The organism is Selenomonas sp. oral taxon 920 (assembly GCF_001717585.1).
Classification (GTDB): Bacteria; Bacillota; Negativicutes; order Selenomonadales; family Selenomonadaceae; genus Centipeda.
This window is the reverse complement of record NZ_CP017042.1, coordinates 2,205,212-2,222,562: the sequence shown is the minus strand read 5'-3', so window position 1 is coordinate 2,222,562 and position 17,351 is coordinate 2,205,212. Positions and strand designations below refer to the sequence as shown.

Here is a 17,351-nt window from a genome sequence, read left to right as displayed (position 1 = left end):
TCCTATTGACTGAAAAGAGGCATCTCAATGGTTGTTGAAATCATCAGCGTGGGCACGGAACTGCTCATGGGCAGCATTGTGAACACGAATGCGCAGCACATCGCGAAGAAACTCGCGCATATGGGGCTGGACGCATACTATCAGACCGTCGTTGGGGACAACCCCGAGCGCCTGCGTGCCGCACTCGACATCGCGTATACACGCGCGGACTGTGTAATCACGACGGGCGGACTGGGGCCGACGAAGGACGATCTGACGAAAGAAATGCTCATCTCCTATTTCGGCTGCACGCCCGTCGAGGACGCGGAGGCGCTGCGCCGTCTGGAGGAACGTGCGGAAAAGCGCGGCGTACCGCTCTCCGAGAGCATGCGCAAGCAGGCGACCGTGCCCTCGGGTGCGACCGTTCTGCAGAACGATCACGGCACGGCACCCGGCGTTATCATCGAGAAGGACGGGCGCGCGTGCGTTATGCTGCCCGGTCCGCCGAAAGAGATGGTGCCGATGTTCGAGGCTGCGTGCACGAAATTCCTGCGCAAGAGGAGTGACAAGGTGTTTGTCTCCATGAACATCAAACTGTATTCGATGGCGGAGAAGGGACTGCCGGTCGGGGAGTCACCCGTCGCCGATCGGCTCGGGAGCCTCGTGGACGGGGAGAATCCCTCCGTTGCGACCTATGCGAAGGAGGACGGCTGCCTCGTGCGCGTCACGGCAGCGGCACCGACCCAGGCGGAGGCGCACGCATTGCTGGCACCGACGCTTGCGGCGGCGCGGAAAGCGATTGGGGAAGAATACATTCGATCGGTGGAAGAGGACTAAATGCAGCTTGGAATGCTTGGGCGGGGCGCAGGAATGCTCCTTGCCGTCTGTGTGATACTGACGGCTGTGCCGGCAGGGGCAGCGGTGCAGCCTGTACCGCGCCATGCATCACAGCAGGCTGGCTGGGAGGCGGAGCGCGTGATGCAGGACATAACGGCGCAGGCCACCGCACTGCGGGAGCGTGGGGCGGAGAGGACGCTTCACGCAGGAACGGCGCAGCAGCCATCCTCAGTCCTCCTGCGCTGGCCGGCGTATCCGGGCGCAGTGCGGTATGCCGTGCGCATCCTGCGCGCAGGTGCGGGGGAGAAGATGACCGTACGCGAGACGATGGAGCGCGTCTATACGACGGGCGTGCACCTGCCGCTTGCCGCGTACGGCGGGGAGAAGGACCTCTGCTGGACCGTGCAGCCGCTGAATTACGACGGAACGCCGCTCGCCGGGGAATCGGATCCGCGTCCCGTCGGCGGAGAGACCGCCGATCCCGCAGCGCCCGTGCTGACGACGGAGTACGGAGCGATGGCATACGCACCGCTCTACCCCGTCTATTCGTGGATTCCACTCGCAGGTCAGATGGTGCACGAGGTTGAGGTCTACCGCCGCGAGGGGGGACATGATCGCTATCTTCATACGCTGCGCGCGGGTGAGTACGATGTCTATGACGACATGCCGTTTACCGTACCGGGGCATTATTTCTACCGTGTGCGTGGGATCACGGAGGCGGGCACGCCCATCTCGAACTGGTCGAACTACGGGACATTCACCGTCACTGACCGCACGCCGATCGCGGCGCTCGGGGACAGCATCACGCACGGCGGCGGCGCGATCACGGTGCCGCCCTCCTACACACTCTACGACTGGGAGACGTACTGCTCCGTTCCCGTAAAGAACCTCGGACACAGCGGCGACACGACGGAGGAGATGCTCGCGCGGTTTGAGCGCGACGTGCTGCCGTTTTCCCCGCGCGTCCTCCTCATCATGGGCGGAGTGAACGACTACCGCAGCGGTATCTACGGTGCGGAGAGCGTGCGCAACCTCGCCGCACTGCGCGATAAGTGCAAAGCGCATGGGATCACGCCGATCTTCCTGACGGCGACACCGATTCGCCCTGCGCTCATGGCCGCACGCATGACGATCACGCGCCCCCCATCGAACTGGTGGGAGCACCGCGACTATATCAACAAGTGGATCATGCAGCAGGAATTTGCCGTCGATGTGGCAACCGTCCTCTCGGATGCGGGCGGGGAGCTCGAGGCGACGTACACGACCGACGGGCTGCACCCCGACCTCATGGGGAAAAAATACATCGGTGAGACTGTGGATGCCTACCTGCGCACGCACTTCGCCTACGCTGCGGGTGAGGCCGCGCGGCGCGCGCAGATGCTGAAACAAATGGGACAATAAACAGGAGGGCTTTCGTATGAGAGGAAATCTGCGCCTTGCCGCGATCGTACTTCTCGCCCTCGCGCTCATCGGCGGTGCGTACACGGGCTACTGCTGGCAGCGCGACCGCACACCGGAGGCGGCGCTCCGCCAGATCGCACACGCCGTCGTCACGGAGGATCGGAAACTCTTTGACGAATACGTCGATGCAGATGCCGTACTTGCTGCTCTGCACGAGGATGCGGGAGCCCTTCTCTCCGACAACATCGCGGCACTCCGTGAGAGGCATCCTTCCGACTGGTTCTTCCGTCACGACAGCGCGTTCATGCGAACCTATATGGCGGAGCACCGCGCAGAGTACATCGGCTTTGCCCGCAGCCTCTTGGACTTCTACTTTGACGCGTCACGTGTGCCCGTGACGAAGGCGGACGGCAATGCGCGCTGGGGTTCGGATGAGATGCGCGCTTTTGCCGCGCACTATACGGCAGGCGCAGAGCCCGCCGCAATCGAGGGGGACCGTGCACACGTCGTCTGTCTCGTGCGCGGTGACAATACCAACTATGGACGGCTGCTGCCCGAGGGCTCTGTCACGATGGAGCTCGCACGGCAGTCGGACGGTCGCTGGAAACTCGTACGCGTGACCACTGATACCGCACGTGAAAACGGCTTCTACGCCTTTGTCGATGCGGCAGAGAGATACTGGGAGCTCCAAGGCTGGGACTGAACAAAAGCAAAAGGAGGACGGCGCATGAAATATGAACTCACGAAAGACTATCTGACGGGCATCGATGAGATCGACAAGGAGCACGCGAAACTCTTTGAACTGACAAACGAATGCTATGAACTTGTGATGGACGACGCGGCGATTGACCGCTTTGACCGCATCGTGGAGCTGCTGGACGAACTGCGCAGTTATGCGGCGACGCATTTTGCCCACGAGGAAGAGTACATGGAGCGCATCCAGTACGAGCGGCGCTTCAGCGAGCGCTATCAGCATCTGCGCTTCATTCAGAAGCTCAGCGAGATCGACCTCGACGACATCGACGAGAACCAGCAGGAGCATCTGCTGCAGATCCTCGACTTCCTCGCGCGCTGGCTCTACGGCCATATCAAGGTCATGGACTGCCGCATTCCGAAGGAGTAGGACAAGCCGCAGGGCAACAAGGGAAAACTTTTCTCATAGAGAGAGCGGGCGGAAGAAAGAGGGATGCACCATGAAGTATGAGTTTACCGATGATTATTTGACGGGAATCGCATCTGTGGACGAGCAGCACAGCAAGCTGTTTGACCTCACGAACGAGTGCTATGAGCTCGTGATGGAGAGCGCGGCGGATGATAAGTATGACAAGATCGTTGAGATTCTGGATGAACTCGCCGCTTACGCGGCCACGCATTTTAAGAGTGAAGAGGCGTATGCGGAGAGTGTGGGCGACCCGCATCGGTTCAGTCACCGTGCGCTGCATCTGCGCTTTATGAAGAAGGTGGCAGAGATCGATCTGGAGAAGGTTGACGAGAATCAGCAGGAGTACCTGCTGAACATTCTCGACTTTCTCGCACGCTGGCTCTACGATCATATCAAGGGGCGGGACTGCAAGCTCCCGCATAAGACGGCGGCATCGTAACGGCGCACAAAAACGCCCCGCAATGAGCAGTTGCGGGGCGTTTTTGCTGTGTATTATATTTTAGGAGAGCTCTGGAAACCATATCCTTTCCTCAGGCTATGGCTTCAAACGAAAGCCTGGAGATAATATAGCACACTAGAGAATGAAATTCAATAGCATAAAAGAAAAAACTTACATATAAATTTTATATCATAAAGATAAAAGAAGGTTATTTTTCAATAAAAAACGAAAAAATAGGAAAAAAGAACTATGTTCAAGACGTTCGTTTTTTTCTATAATGAATATGGGACAAGGGAAATGTCTCAATAGAGATTGTGTACAGCCGTGCACAATCAAAAATACTCATAAGGAAATGAGGTGGCTGTAATGGCAGTCATATCACTTGCATCGGTGCTGGACGATCCGGCAAAACGGATCCCGATCAATGCGATGGTGCGTGCGGCGGCGGTATATCCTGCAAAGGATGACGCCCTCATCGAGGGGATGCGCGCACAGCGGCTCGCATATCGTGAGCAGATTCGGCAGCTGCACCGCATGGACAGTGAAGCGTACGAGGTCGACATCCAGGCACTTGCACGTTCGCTGCGCACGTTGGAGGAGGATATCCACGTGGACGCAACGCGTGAGTTGTTTGGGGATCCGTACGTAGTCGATCTGCAGGGCGTACGTCCTGCGACCGATGCCGAAGCGGCATCGGCGTAGTTCAGTTCTTCTCTTTCGGAGGGGATCGATCTGGAAAATTGCATAGAACTGCAAGCGAAAACCGCAGGAATCTGAATCGGTGTAATATCCGATCAGATTCCTGCGGTTTTTTGTGAAATGATGTGGAGAGAATGCATTGCGATTCTCTTCGCTGCCTACGCGGTCACTTGTGAAACTCTGTCTTCGCGAGAGTACGCACCACAGAAGCTGTCAGCGTCGGATCTGTTCCAAGATAAACGGATCCTTGATCTTGCCGTCCTCCGCAAAGAGGATAATCTTCGACATGATTTCCGCCGTTTTCGGATCCTCGTCGAGGAACGGCAGGAAGAGGCGGCCGCGGTGCTGACTGTGGACGGGCAGGACGTTCACCATCGCGCCCGCCTTCTGCTGCACGACGCCGCTGCCGAGGTGGACGGTATAGTCGCCGAGCGTTCCGTGGATATGCGCGTGCGCGCCCTCGAGACGAACGTTGTCGAGCTTAAAGAGCGGCAGATTGAACTGCACGATGGCGCGGCGCATCTCGATGGTCGAGTGGCTTGCCTCGGGGTCAACGCCGCCGACGTGCGCGACGGAGACGACGAGATCGACATCGCGCATGACCTCGGTGAAGATGAGGTCGGGCACATCGTCGATCGGCAGTTTCTTGAACGTCTTGCGGTCGAAGAAATCTACCCATTCGAGCGTCGGTGCTTCGATGTCGGCGGGCGAGAACCAGTCGGCGAGCGCGTAGATGCGTGCGATGATGTTCGCCTTGTAGTAGACGCGCTGCAGTCCGTCCGTGCCGTCAACGACCCAGCGGCGCGTCTTGAGCAGCGCGACGGTCTTCGCGGGCTGGATCTGGTGTCCCGCATAGCGCAGGCTCGTCTCCTTGCCGCGTTCGTCCGCTGTCTTGACGTAGAGCTCGCGGAATACCTGCTTGAACGGCTGACGGATGCCCTTTTCAAAGAGATATGTCTGATACGCCGTCCATGTGCCGCTCTCATAGAGATCGAGCGCGTGGGCGATTTTTAGTTCCGCATCCGCCGCGACCGCTGTGCGCGTGCCGTCGGGGGCAACGAGTACGCCGTCCTCGTAAAAGCCGAATGCCGTGTCCGATTTGAAGACGAGTACACGCAAGAGAGGAGCGATGACAGGATTGTGCTCCATGACGTTTGCAATCTCACGGGCGAGCAGCGGCGTGCCGTCCTCCATCATTTCCTCGAGCATCTTCCGCGCACGGCGGTACTGCTCCTTCAGATTCGTCTCCGCTTCCTTCAGTTCGAGCACGTAGGCATTCTTCTTCAGCTTTGCGGGGATGGATTTCAGCTCCTTGCCGCCCTTGGCACACACGAGGCTTACCTTGCCGTCCTCCGTCACGCGCAGCCACAGCTCCGTGTCCTCGACCGCCTTGGGCGCAAAGTGGGCGGCGTGCGCCTTGATGAGTTCCGTCTCCGCCGTCCACACGAGGCGCGTCACGTCGTCAAAGCCGCAGGCGCGGGCGAGGTTCGAGAGTGCGATCTCGACCGCCTTTGCCTCGCTCGCGCGGCGTTGTGCGCCGAACTGCCTGCTCTCCTTGAGGAAATTCTGCAGGAATGCGTAGCGTGCGAGCATATCCTTTTCCCGTGCGCGTTTCAGCGGGATCAGCCCGCAGCACAGGACGAGATCCTTGTTGCGCTTCGCCGCGATCTCCTTCTCCACGTCTGCGAGCTTCATCATGCCGCGCACCGCGTCGGCGAATTTGCGCGCCCGTGCGTGCTTCGCACCGTCGGAGATGTACTTTGCGGCATCGTAGAGACACTCGAAATGCGCCTTGCCGAGCTCCTTGTAGGCTGCGTTGAACCAGTCGATGTCAAACGCGCCCTCCTTCAGATCCTCGACGGCGATCGGGGTGTACTTTGCGATCATGCTCTCGCGATCCTTCGGGATGTCGCTCATGTGTGCCTGGAAGTAGTAACAGCCGCTTGCCATGCCGTGCCAGCCGAGGTGTGCCTCGATGAGCGGAATCCACTGCAGTGCGTACATCGCCGCCTCGACGAGCCGCTGCTCCGTGATGCCGCTTCCCGAGAGAGCCGTCTTTAACTCCGCCGCTGTCTCGCCCGCGCGCGGGTGACTGACCTTCAGCAGGTGACTGAGCGTCGATGCCTTCGCCTCGTTCGCACCGTAGTACCAGCTGCCGCGATCGAGTTTCAGTGCGCCGAGTGCCTGCAGGATGCGCACGAACGTATCCATGCCCTCGACGCGCACGATGCTTGCGACCGCAGCGGAGTGAAGCGCGGGGGTGTCGCCGCGCCGCAGCTCTGCCGTGACAATGCAGTCGATGACCTGCTGCCCTTCGTCCCGTACAAAGGCGAGGACATCCTCCGTCTGTGCGCCGCGGAAATCCGCGTCCTTTGGGTCGGGGAGGGCACCGCTGCGATATCGTTCGAGCACCTGTATGCGATTCTTTTCCACTGCTTTTTGTTTGCGTGCAGCGTCCTCGCTCATCCCGTCCGCCTGCACGCCGAGGAGCATCTTGTAGAACGCGTCCTTCTCCACCATGCCGAGGAGATGCGCCTGCGCGTGCTCGATGATGCCGACCATGCCGGACTCCGGCTCCTGCTCTGTGCGCAGCAGCTGTGCTTCGAGACGCTCCATCATGCGGTACCGCAGGGCGTAGGACTGTGCGAACTCCGCCGCACCCTGATAGCGCCGTGCGCCGTGCAGCGCGGTCTGCATGAGCGCAGTGTGGTGCATGATCTGGCGCGTATTCCCTGTGCGCCACTGGTTTTTGTACTCCACGAGAAAGAGGTTTTCGTCAAAGCAGTCGTAGGCACGGCTCATCATCAGCAGCCCTGCGGCAAAGACGAATGGGCGGTTTTCCTCTGCGTATGTCTCATAGAGTACGCGAATGACATTTTTCCCCGTCTGCCGTCCGACGTAACCCTCGCCGAAGTAACTCAGCTTCTGCGCGGCAAGGGCGGCGGGGAACGCTGTCCAGTCCCGCTCAGTCATGCGCGTCAGACCGTCGGCGAAGAATTCGTCCTCCGCCTTCGGCATACGGAGCGCGATGGCGAGCTGATAGAGCGTGGGGAAGTCCACGATTTCCTGTCGGTAGAACTCCTCCCAGACCTCAGCAAGCGGATAGTATTTGATATGATCGGGCGCGTCTTTCGCGTGCTCTGCGTCTGCCCGTTCGTAATAGCCCGCCGAAAGCGTCGTCTCCTCTCTGCCGATCCAGCGTGCCTTGTACTCGTAGTCCTCATGTTTCGCGTAGAGCGCGTTCAGTTTCGTGACGATGGCAAGCAGCTCCTCGTCCGTGCGCGGGAATATGTCTTTGAGTGTGAGCGTGTTGACGACGTGGATGGTGTTTGCCGCTGCATCGTAGCCGCCCGCCGATAATTCCTCTTTCGCGCCCGTGAGACGATTCAGCAGGCCGCGGATGCCGCCATTTTTCTCCGCATACTGAATCTCGATGGCGAAGTCCGGCGTGTATGCCGCGTCGAACAGTGCCTGCTCCTGTGCGTCCGCACCTGTGCTGCTCGACAGCTCGTCGATCAGCACCTGCTCGTCCGAGGTGGGCTTTTGGATGCCGTGTGCGAGGGCGAGCAGCTCCTCCTGTGCCATGCGCCCGTCCGCCTTGCAGCGCAGGAGGAGATCAAGTGCGCCGAGGCGTTTGTTCACGTCCTTCTGTGCGAGGAGATCTGCGATGCTGGTGCGGAGCAATTCGTCCTCCTGCGTGTAGAGAAGGTCGAGCACCGTGCGGCGCGTCTTTGCGGTCTTCAGGCGCAGCAGGGCGGCAATCTCTGTGCGGTGGCGCGGCACGAAGTCCGCAGCCGCCACGGTCGCCGTATCTTTTTTGAGGAGGATTGCTTCCGCTGTCTCGGGGGCGAGGCGCAGGAGGTCGAGAAGCGATGCCTCCTGTGCCGCACTCAGCGGTGTCTTGAGGAAGAGCCGCGCAGCGCGCTGTCCCGTGTAGCAGACGGGGAGGATGGGGGCGACGCGATCCGTCAGCGCAGTGCCGGCGCAGAGGGCAGTGAGCACCATCGCATTGGACAGTGCTTCCTTCGTCAGCGTCACATCGTACCACGGGAAGATGCACGCGGGGTACTTCTCCTCCTTGCGCTTCATTCGGTCGAGGGCACGCGCGCAGAGATCGAAGAAACGCGTGGCTTCCTCTGTGTCCGCGAAATACGTCGTTGCATCGAATTGCTTGACGAAGTCGTCGAGATCCCGCAGGATGTAGAAATCGCCCGTCATGTAGGACAGATAGCAGGCAATTTTCTTCATGTCCGCCGCACTCAGTTCCGCATCCGTGATGCCAAGGAGAACGCGCTTTGCAATGCGCCGCTCCTGTGCACCGTCCTGCAGGGCGTGCAGGAAGTACGAGACGAGCAGGACGGAGTGCGGCCGTCCCTCTGCGATGATCGCCTCCATGCCGGCAATGAGCTGCGTGAGGTCATGTATGCCCTTGCTCCACAGTCCGACCATCGCCTCGACATTGTCCTCACTGCACAGGAGTGTGTCCGCCTCCGCAGGATTGCGCAGCACGCGCATCATGAGCGCGAGGAGCTTCTTGTCCACACGCTCGCTGTCCGTGCCGATACCGATGGTCGTTGCGATCGCGCGGCGCACGGACGAGAAGCGGATGAGGTTGTGCTCCTCGATGATGCCCATGATATAGACGAAGTGCTCCTGCCGCCCGCAGTCCATTGTCTCGCAGATCGCCTGCCGCAGTCCCTCCTGCAGTTTCCCCGCGAGCAGGAGTTTGCCGACGAGCTCCACGAGTTCTGTACTGCGTGACTTGAAGATGGCGCGGAAAATATCGTAGGTGAGCACGTTCGTGTTGTTCTCACTGAGGAGCATGTCGCGGATGATGGCGATGGTCTCTGCGTCCCCACGGTCGATCCATACGGCGATCTGCTCGGGCGGGAGGAAGCTGCTGCCGTACCTCTCCACATCGTACTCTCTGCGCAGGAGCTGCAGGAAGTTCTTCCCTAAGGCGTACTCGCGCACAAGCTGCTCGACCAGATTCCAAATGCGGCCGACGTGCTGATGGTAGTCGCGTGAGCGGACGAGACGTCGGTAGTAGCGGTTCGTGTAGGGATAGGCGGCGAGGCTGTGCGCCATATCGACGAGATCCCTCCGCAGGTCCTCGCCTATCATCAGGTCAAAGGCGGGGTAGAGCGCAGGCGGCAGCACGTCATCATCGACCGTGCAGACCACGCCTTTCTTGTTGCGGCGAAAGTTTGCCACGCCGACGTCCCAGTCGTAGTCCGGTTCTCCCTTCTCGTCCGTACGGAAAAAGAGAAAGTTGAGCAGCTTTTGGCTCTGTGGATTCAGCGCGTCAAACCCTGCCTTCAGCCGCTCAATATAGCGTGTCATTTCCTCATCGCGCAAATAGTAGCTAATCATCGTATTCCTCCATCGGGTTTACCACATGGCACTATGATAAAAGTTACGGACAAAAGAAAATGCAGTACTCCTAAGCAAACCCTAGTGGAGCAAGCGGCGTAGAGTGTGCGACCCGCCCCCTGCGGATTTTAATCATTCAAGCGCAGCGCGTTTGGAATCCGCAGGTATTGGGGAATCACGAACGCAATGATGCTGTTCAGATTGGTGCGGATTTTTCGTCCTATCAAGGAGATAAACCGGAAGCATAGCGGTGGCTATGCTGAGGATTTATCGACGCAGAGAGGGCGAAAAAGATGTGCCAAGATGGACAACTGAATGTGTCCGTGATTCCCTCGCGGACGAGCACACGTCCGCTTGCGTAACGAGGGTTCTGCGTGGAGTACGCATCGCCAATCCGTAACAGTTGCCATAGCCCTACCACATACGTCCTGCGAGCATTGTCAGGCGGACAAAGGTGATCTCATCGTTTTCTCGGAGCATGACAGGCGTGTCGAGCGTGCCCCCCACTTCATCGCCGTTGATGAAGATGCGGTAGATGCCGTCCTCGAACGACTGACGCGCGTTCTCGATCGCCGCCGTGAGATCCTGCACCTGCCCGTTGTAGTCCGCGCCGAACCCGACCTTGCCGACCGTGGCGGCATCCGTGATCTCCTCGCTCGTCAGATAGCGGAGCACCGTCTCGCCCGCCGTCGCCCGTTCGTTGAACCGCGCAACCTCCGCCGTGACGAACGCCGCAATCAGCCCGCCAATGCTGCGCACCGCACCGATCTCATACGGTTTCGTCTCGATCGCGTTTCTTCGCTTCCCGATGCGCTTTACGTTCACCTGTACCTGCATAATGCTGCTCCTTTGCACCGTATTCTCACAGAGCCTTATTGTAGCATAATTTCGTATGCCGTACACGATAGTAAGAGTTAATAGAAAGAATAATTTTCGATTATAAAATTTTATAGAACTGTGATTTTGCTCACAGCGGGGCAAACGCCGTTATAGTAAAATTATATCGTGTATATAAGTCTTTTTCATGAAAAAGAATTGTTGGAGGGGTGAAGGCGTGAGCAGTATCTTCAAAAAGTTCAAGTATCTGATTCCTACGTCAGAACTTGCAGGCGGTCATGCCGAGATGCATGAGGGCGGGCGCACATGGGAGAATATGTACCGCGACCGCTGGTCGTTCGACAAGACCGTCCGCACGACGCACGGGGTCAACTGCACGGGCTCGTGCAGCTGGAATGTCCACGTCAAGAACGGCATTGTGGCGTGGGAGAATCAGGCGACGGACTATCCCGAGACGGCACCGGACATGCCGGACTTCGAGCCGCGCGGCTGTCCGCGCGGGACGACGTTCTCGTGGTATCTCTACAGTCCGCACCGCGTGAAGTACCCGTATATGCGCGGGGAACTCGCGGCTCTTTGGCGTGAGGCGCGTGCGGCGCATCCGAATGCGTACGAGGCGTGGAAGAGCATTGCCTCCGATCCCGCGAAGAAAAAGAAGTACAAGCAGGCGCGCGGCATGGGCGGCTTTGTGCGCTCGAATTGGCAGGAGGTCAGCGAGCTGATCGCCGCCTCCGTGCTCTACACGGCGTACACCTACGGCTCCGACCGTATCTTCGGCTTCTCCGTTATCCCGGCGATGTCGATGCTGAGCTATGCGGCGGGCATCCGCTTTATGCAGCTGATGGGCGGCGTCGGCCTCTCGTTCTACGACTGGTACGCCGATCTGCCGCCCGCGAGCCCGCAGATCTGGGGCGAGCAGACGGACGTGCCAGAGTCGAGCGACTGGTACAATGCGGGCTACCTCATCACATGGGGCTCGAACGTACCGCTCACGCGCACGCCGGACGCGCATTTCATGGCGGAGGTGCGCTACAAGGGCACAAAGGTCGTGTCGATTGCGCCTGACTATGCAGAGTCCTCGATGTTCGCCGATACGTGGATCTCGCTCAAGGTCGGCAGCGACTCCGCAATGGCGATGGCGATGGGGCACGTCATTCTCAAAGAATACTATGTTGACAAGACAACGCCGTTCTTCCTCGAGTATACGCGGAAGTATACGGATTTCCCGTTCCTCGTGCGCATCGAGAAGAAAGAGGACGGCACTTACATCCCCGGGCGTATGCTTTCCGCGCGTGACATGGGACGCGATGAAAAGCATTCCGACTTCCGTTACTACGTCGTGGACGACAAGACGGGCGAGATCCTCATTCCGAACGGCACGCTCGGTGAGCGTTGGAGTACACAGGAGAAGTGGAACATCCGCGAGGAGAACCGCGACACGGGCGCGGAGATCTGCCCGCGCCTCTCCGTCTGGGACGACAAGACGGGGACGGTGGAGGTGCAGCTGCCGTACTTTGGCAACGACCGCAGGGAGCGCACACTGACGCGTGCTCTGCCCGTGCGCAGGGTGAAGACGGCGGCGGGCGAGGTGCTCGTGACGACGGTCTACGATCTCACGCTTGCGAACTATGCGATCGATCGCGGCATTGGCGGCGAGAGCGCGGGCTCGTACGAGGACGACACGCCGTACACGCCCGCATGGCAGGAGAAGTACACGGGCATTTCGCCCGATCTCGTCATCAAGACGGCGCGCGAGATTGCGGACAACGCCATCAAGACGAACGGCCGCACCATGATTATCATGGGCGGCGGCATCAACCACTGGTTCCACGCGGATGCGGTCTACCGCACGATCATCAATCTCCTGCTCTTCACGGGCTGCGAGGGGCGCAACGGCGGCGGCTGGGCACACTACGTCGGACAGGAGAAACTGCGCCCGAATGAGGGCTGGGCGCGCATTATGAGCGGCTCGGACTGGCAGGGTCCGCCGAAGCTGCTCAACTCGACCTCGTTCTACTACTTTGCGACCGACCAGTGGCGCAGCGACGAGATCCAGACGGACGCGCTGACGGCGGCGAATGAAAACGCACGCTACAGCCACGCGGCGGACTATGCCGTTATGGCGGCGCGTCTGGGCTGGGCACCGTCCTATCCGACGTTCAACCGCGGCTCGAACGACCTCGCAGCGGATGCAAAGGCGGCGGGCTTCGAGGGCGCGGACGGCATCAAGGAGTACATCGTCAAGAGTCTCAAGGACAAGTCGCTGAAATTCGCATGGGAAGACCCCGATGCACCCGAGAACTTCCCGCGCAACCTCTTTGTCTGGCGCTGCAACCTGCTCGGCTCGTCCGCGAAGGGCAATGACTACTTCCTCAAGTATCTCCTCGGCACGGAGAACAGCATCTTCCAGGAGGAGGACTGTGCGACGCACCCGCAGGAGGTCAAGTGGCGCGAGAAGGAGGAGCTGGAGAAGCCGGGCGGTGCGCTCGAGGGCAAGCTCGACCTCCTCGTTTCGCTCGATTTCCGTATGGCGGGCAACGCGTTGTACTCCGACATCGTGCTGCCGACGGCGACCTGGTACGAGAAAACCGACCTCTCATCGACGGATATGCACCCGTTTGTCCATCCCTTCCAGCCTGCGGTCGACCCGCTCTGGGAGTCGCGTACGGACTGGGACATCTACCGCACACTGGCACAGGCGGTGTCTGAGGTGGCAAAGGACGCAAAGCTCACGCCGTACACGAACATCGCCGCGACCCCGCTCGGCCACGACAGCGAGGCGGAGCTGGCACAGCCGGACGGTGTCGTGCGTGACTGGAGCAAGGGCGAGTGCGAGCCGATCCCCGGCAAGACCATGCCCAACATCGCATCGAATACGATTGACTATACGAAGCTCTATGAGAAGTGGATCGCGCTCGGCCCGAATGCGGGCGGCAAGACGGCGAGCCACGGCAATACGTGGGACTCGGCGGAGGACTACGAGGAGATCCGCCGGCGCAACGGCATCATCCAGAACAAGGACTATGTGTCCTACGGCTGCCCCTCGATCTATGAGGCGCGGCAGGCGATTGATGCAGTGCTTGGAATGTCCCCGACCACCTGCGGCAGGACGGCTGTCCGCGCATGGGAGGCGGTCGAGAAGCGCACGGGTCTCGACAACCTCGTGAAGCTCGCGAAGGATCGCGAGGACGAGCGGTTTACTTACGATCAGGTCATCGCGCAGCCGCGTGAGACGATCACCGCGCCGACCTTTACGGGCAGCAACCAGAACCGCCGCTACACGCCCTTTACGAACAACGTGGAGGAGCTGATCCCGTTCCGCACACTGACAGGGCGGCAGCATTTCTACATGGACCACGAGGTCATGCGCGAGTTCGGCGAGGCACAGGCGGTCTACCGTCCGATCCTCGACTTCCGTCCGATGAACAAGTCGCTGAACGGCACGCAGAAGGAAATCACGCTGAAGTACCTCACGCCCCACAACAAGTGGAGCACACACAGCATGTACTTCGACGCGCAGCAGATGCTCACGATGTTCCGCGGCGGACAGAGCGTATGGATGAGCGAGAAGGACGCGGCGGAGATCGGTGTGAAGGACAACGACTGGATCGAGCTCTACAACCGCAACGGTGTCGTCGCCTCGCGCGTCGTTGTCTCGCCGCGCCTCCCGCAGGGCAGTGTCTTTATGCACCACGCACAGGATCGCCACATCAATGTGCCGGGCTCGAAGATCTCGGGCACGCGCGCGGGCACGCACAATACGCCGACACACATTCACATCAAGCCCACCCACCTCATCGGCGGCTACGGGCAGCTCAGCTACGGTTTCAACTACTACGGCCCGACGGGCAATCAGCGCGACTCGTACGTCGTCGTGCGGCGCATGGAGGAGGTAGATTGGCTTGAAGATTAAAGCGCAGATTGCGATGGTCATGAATCTGGACAAGTGCATTGGCTGTCACACGTGCTCCATCCTCTGCAAGAACGTCTGGACGAACCGACGCGGCGCGGAGTATATGTATTTCAACAACGTCGAAACGAAACCCGGCATCGGATACCCGAAGCAGTGGGAGAACCAGGAGAAGTGGAAGGGCGGCTGGGAGCTGAAGGACGGTCAGCTGAGCCTCAAAACGGGCGGCATGATGACGCGCCTGGCGAAGCTGTTCTACCATCCGCAGCAGCCCGAGATGGACGACTACTATGAGCCGTGGACATACGACTATGAGACGCTGATCCACACGAAGCGGCGCAATCATCAGCCCGTCGCACGCCCGCGCTCGCTGATTACGCAGAAGCGCATGGAGATCAAGTGGGGACCGAACTGGGAGGATGACCTCGCCGACGGACAGTCCGCGCGCAAGGATTACAACCTCAGCAAGATGGAACAGGAGATCACGCTCGAGTTCCACGACATCTTCATGAAGCACCTGCCGCGTCTCTGCAACCACTGCCTGAACCCCGCGTGTGTCGCCGCGTGCCCCTCGGGCGCGATCTACAAGCGCGACGAGGACGGTGTGGTGCTCATCTCGCAGGACGGCTGCCGCGGCTGGCGGCACTGCGTTCCGTCCTGCCCGTACAAGAAGATCTACTACAACTGGGAGACGAACAAGGCGGAGAAGTGCACGTTCTGCTTCCCTCGTCTTGAGAACGGTCTGCCGACCGTGTGCAGCGACGGCTGCGTCGGGCGTATGCGCTATATCGGTGTCCTGCTCTACGATGCGGACAAGGTCAAGACCGCAGCATCCACGCCCGATCCGAAGGATATCTACAAGAGTTACCTCGGTGCGCTCTGCGACCCGAACGATCCCGAGACCGTGAAGGCGGCACAGGCGGCGGGCATCCCCGACCGCTGGATCCGTGCGGCGCAGAACTCACCCTCGTACAAGCTGATCGCCGAGTGGCAGCTTGCGTTCCCACTCCATCCGGAGTACCGCACGCTGCCGAACGTCTGGTATGTACCACCCCTCAGCCCGATTGCGCGGCGCGTGGAGGAGAAGGTGTTCTTCCCGGGTGCGGCGGAGATGCGCATCCCCGTCGCCTACCTCGCACAGCTGCTGACGGCGGGCGATGAGGCCGCGATCGAGCGCGTGCTGCGCGTCCTGCTCGAGCTGCGCGCCGTCATGCGGACAAAGCAGACGGGCGAGGAACTGCCGGAGAACCTCACGCATGACCTTGAGACCTACGAGGCGATGTACCGCCTGCTCGGCATTGCCAAGCGCCGCGACCGCTTCAACATCCCCGCAGGACTGCAGGATGTCACGCATGAGAAGCTGCGCGAGCTGCAGGGCTCGGTCGGCTATGCCTGTCCCGGAGGGTGCTGCTGATGGATACGAACCGCATTCAGACACCGCTCCTTCTCACCTCCTACCTGTTCGAGTACCCCTCGGCAGAGTGGTGGGAGGGCGTTCCCACCCACGCGGCGGTGGTCGCAGATGTCGAACGTCCGCAGTCGCGCGAGGTGTTCGAGGAGTTCTTCGGCTACATCGGGGAGAGCGACCCGCAGGAGTTCGAGGATGCCTATGTGCGTGCCTTTGACTTCTCGCAGAACACGAACCTCTATCTCACGACGCACAACCGTACGGATTTCGGCAAGCAGTCCGAGGAGATGCTCGCGTACAAGCAGCTCTTCCTCGATGCGGGCTATGACCTCAATCACGAGCTGCCCGACTACCTGCCCGCGATCCTCGAACTCGCGGCAGCAGTGCCCGAGCGTGAGTCGCTGCACATCCTGACCGAGGTGCGTCCGAAACTGGAACTCCTGCGCGACCGTCTGATCGAGGCGAAGCTGCCCTACGCATTTCTCCTCGATGTCGTACTCACGGAGGCGGCAGGACTCGAAGGGAGGACAGCATAATGAAACAATTTGTTTGGGGCGTCCTGCCCTACATCGCGTTCACGTTCCTCATCGTGGGGACGATTGTGCGCTACACCGTCTTTGAGCGGAACTGGACGACGAAGTCCAGTCAGTTTCTCTCCAAGAGCGACCTGAAGATCGCGGGGCCGATGTTCCACCTCGGTCTTGTCATGGCATTCGGCGGGCACGTCATCGGTGTGCTCATCCCGAAGTTCATGACCGAGGCGGCGGGGATCAACGAGCATCTCTACCACATGATTGCGCTCGGCGGCGGCGCACCCGCAGGAGTGCTCTTCTTCGGGGGCTTCATTCTGCTTCTCATCCGCCGCTTCGGCAAGGATCGCATGGCGGTCAACACGTCGACGATGGACAAGTGGCTCTACTTATTCCTCTTCCTTGCGATCTTCTCCGGCTGTGCGTCCACGACGCTGAACGCTGTGCAGGGCGGCTTCGACTACCGCGAGACGATTTCGCCGTGGTTCCGCTCCGTACTCATGCTCAGCCCTGAGATCAGCTATATGGAGAATGTGCCGCTCATGTTCCGCATCCATATGTTCTCGTGGATGGCGGTGGCGTTCCTCTTCCCGTTCTCGCGCCTCGTCCACTGCCTCAGCGCACCGTTCGAATATCTCGTGCGCAGTCCGATCATCTATCGGAAGAAGTAAGATTGTCCCGAATGTCGCTGCAGGAATGCGGCGGCATTCTTTTATTTGACCAATGCGGAAGAATTATCTATAATAAAAAGGACTATTGGGAGAGCAGAAAGGATG

Annotated in this window: 12 protein-coding genes; 10 read left to right on the top strand and 2 right to left on the bottom strand. The window is 59.9% G+C overall.

Features of this window, described 5'->3' with window-relative positions; genetic code table 11:
• The first annotated feature begins 27 nt into the window (after positions 1–27).
• The 6 genes from BCS37_RS10570 (at position 28) to BCS37_RS10545 (ending at position 4,520) form a co-directional block, all read left to right on the top strand.
• A complete protein-coding gene (locus BCS37_RS10570) occupies positions 28–816 on the top strand; it encodes a molybdopterin-binding protein (RefSeq protein ID WP_069181394.1) in 789 nt (262 codons plus the stop codon).
• Entirely contained in the window at positions 817–2,217 is a 1,401-nt protein-coding gene (locus BCS37_RS10565; RefSeq protein WP_069181393.1) for an SGNH/GDSL hydrolase family protein, read from the top strand. It begins immediately after the preceding gene.
• Between the two features lie 16 nt (positions 2,218–2,233).
• On the top strand, positions 2,234–2,920 hold the full coding sequence (locus BCS37_RS10560) for a hypothetical protein (protein WP_069181392.1): 687 nt from the start codon (positions 2,234–2,236) through the stop codon (positions 2,918–2,920).
• 24 nt (positions 2,921–2,944) lie between these two features.
• Positions 2,945–3,340, top strand: coding sequence for a bacteriohemerythrin (locus BCS37_RS10555; protein ID WP_069181391.1), 396 nt, complete (start codon positions 2,945–2,947; stop codon positions 3,338–3,340).
• A gap of 70 nt (positions 3,341–3,410) precedes the next feature.
• Positions 3,411–3,818: a bacteriohemerythrin gene (locus tag BCS37_RS10550; RefSeq protein ID WP_069181390.1), complete on the top strand. Its 408-nt coding sequence runs from the start codon at positions 3,411–3,413 to the stop codon at positions 3,816–3,818.
• 366 nt (positions 3,819–4,184) lie between these two features.
• Positions 4,185–4,520: a hypothetical protein gene (locus BCS37_RS10545; protein ID WP_069181389.1), complete on the top strand. Its 336-nt coding sequence runs from the start codon at positions 4,185–4,187 to the stop codon at positions 4,518–4,520.
• Between the two features lie 210 nt (positions 4,521–4,730).
• On the opposite strand, the gene BCS37_RS10540 is transcribed toward BCS37_RS10545, so the two are convergent.
• Together BCS37_RS10540 and BCS37_RS10535 are read right to left on the bottom strand one after the other, a co-directional pair.
• Positions 4,731–9,890, bottom strand: coding sequence for a DUF4132 domain-containing protein (locus BCS37_RS10540; RefSeq protein ID WP_069181388.1), 5,160 nt, complete (start codon positions 9,888–9,890; stop codon positions 4,731–4,733).
• A 414-nt stretch (positions 9,891–10,304) separates the two neighbouring features.
• The gene (locus tag BCS37_RS10535) at positions 10,305–10,727 is read right to left on the bottom strand and encodes a hypothetical protein (protein WP_069181387.1); all 423 of its coding nucleotides are present in this window, start codon (positions 10,725–10,727) and stop codon (positions 10,305–10,307) included.
• A gap of 217 nt (positions 10,728–10,944) precedes the next feature.
• Between BCS37_RS10535 and BCS37_RS10530 the strand changes: the two genes are divergently transcribed.
• The 4 genes from BCS37_RS10530 to narI are packed head-to-tail and all read left to right on the top strand — an operon-like array spanning position 10,945 to position 17,246.
• Positions 10,945–14,640 carry a nitrate reductase subunit alpha gene (locus BCS37_RS10530; RefSeq protein WP_069181386.1) on the top strand — a complete coding sequence of 1,232 codons (3,696 nt, stop codon included), beginning with the start codon at positions 10,945–10,947 and terminating at the stop codon, positions 14,638–14,640.
• On the top strand, positions 14,630–16,051 hold the full coding sequence (narH, locus tag BCS37_RS10525) for a nitrate reductase subunit beta (protein ID WP_069181385.1): 1,422 nt from the start codon (positions 14,630–14,632) through the stop codon (positions 16,049–16,051). Before BCS37_RS10530 ends, narH begins: the two co-directional genes overlap by 11 nt.
• The gene (gene narJ / locus BCS37_RS10520) at positions 16,051–16,581 is read left to right on the top strand and encodes a nitrate reductase molybdenum cofactor assembly chaperone (protein ID WP_069181384.1); all 531 of its coding nucleotides are present in this window, start codon (positions 16,051–16,053) and stop codon (positions 16,579–16,581) included. Before narH ends, narJ begins: the two co-directional genes overlap by 1 nt.
• The gene (narI, locus tag BCS37_RS10515) at positions 16,581–17,246 is read left to right on the top strand and encodes a respiratory nitrate reductase subunit gamma (RefSeq protein WP_069181383.1); all 666 of its coding nucleotides are present in this window, start codon (positions 16,581–16,583) and stop codon (positions 17,244–17,246) included. Before narJ ends, narI begins: the two co-directional genes overlap by 1 nt.
• The last annotated feature ends 105 nt before the right edge of the window (positions 17,247–17,351 follow it).

Excerpts from the sequence above, each read along its gene's own strand:
- BCS37_RS10570 (WP_069181394.1), top strand. The coding sequence starts at position 28 with ATGGTTGTTGAAATCATCAGCGTGGGCACGGAACTGCTCATGGGCAGC.
- BCS37_RS10565 (WP_069181393.1), top strand. The coding sequence starts at position 817 with ATGCAGCTTGGAATGCTTGGGCGGGGCGCAGGAATGCTCCTTGCCGTC.
- BCS37_RS10545 (WP_069181389.1), top strand. The coding sequence starts at position 4,185 with ATGGCAGTCATATCACTTGCATCGGTGCTGGACGATCCGGCAAAACGG.
- BCS37_RS10540 (WP_069181388.1), bottom strand. The coding sequence starts at position 9,890 with ATGATTAGCTACTATTTGCGCGATGAGGAAATGACACGCTATATTGAG.
- BCS37_RS10555 (WP_069181391.1), top strand. The coding sequence starts at position 2,945 with ATGAAATATGAACTCACGAAAGACTATCTGACGGGCATCGATGAGATC.
- narJ (WP_069181384.1), top strand. The coding sequence starts at position 16,051 with ATGGATACGAACCGCATTCAGACACCGCTCCTTCTCACCTCCTACCTG.
- BCS37_RS10550 (WP_069181390.1), top strand. The coding sequence starts at position 3,411 with ATGAAGTATGAGTTTACCGATGATTATTTGACGGGAATCGCATCTGTG.
- BCS37_RS10535 (WP_069181387.1), bottom strand. The coding sequence starts at position 10,727 with ATGCAGGTACAGGTGAACGTAAAGCGCATCGGGAAGCGAAGAAACGCG.
- narI (WP_069181383.1), top strand. The coding sequence starts at position 16,581 with ATGAAACAATTTGTTTGGGGCGTCCTGCCCTACATCGCGTTCACGTTC.
- BCS37_RS10560 (WP_069181392.1), top strand. The coding sequence starts at position 2,234 with ATGAGAGGAAATCTGCGCCTTGCCGCGATCGTACTTCTCGCCCTCGCG.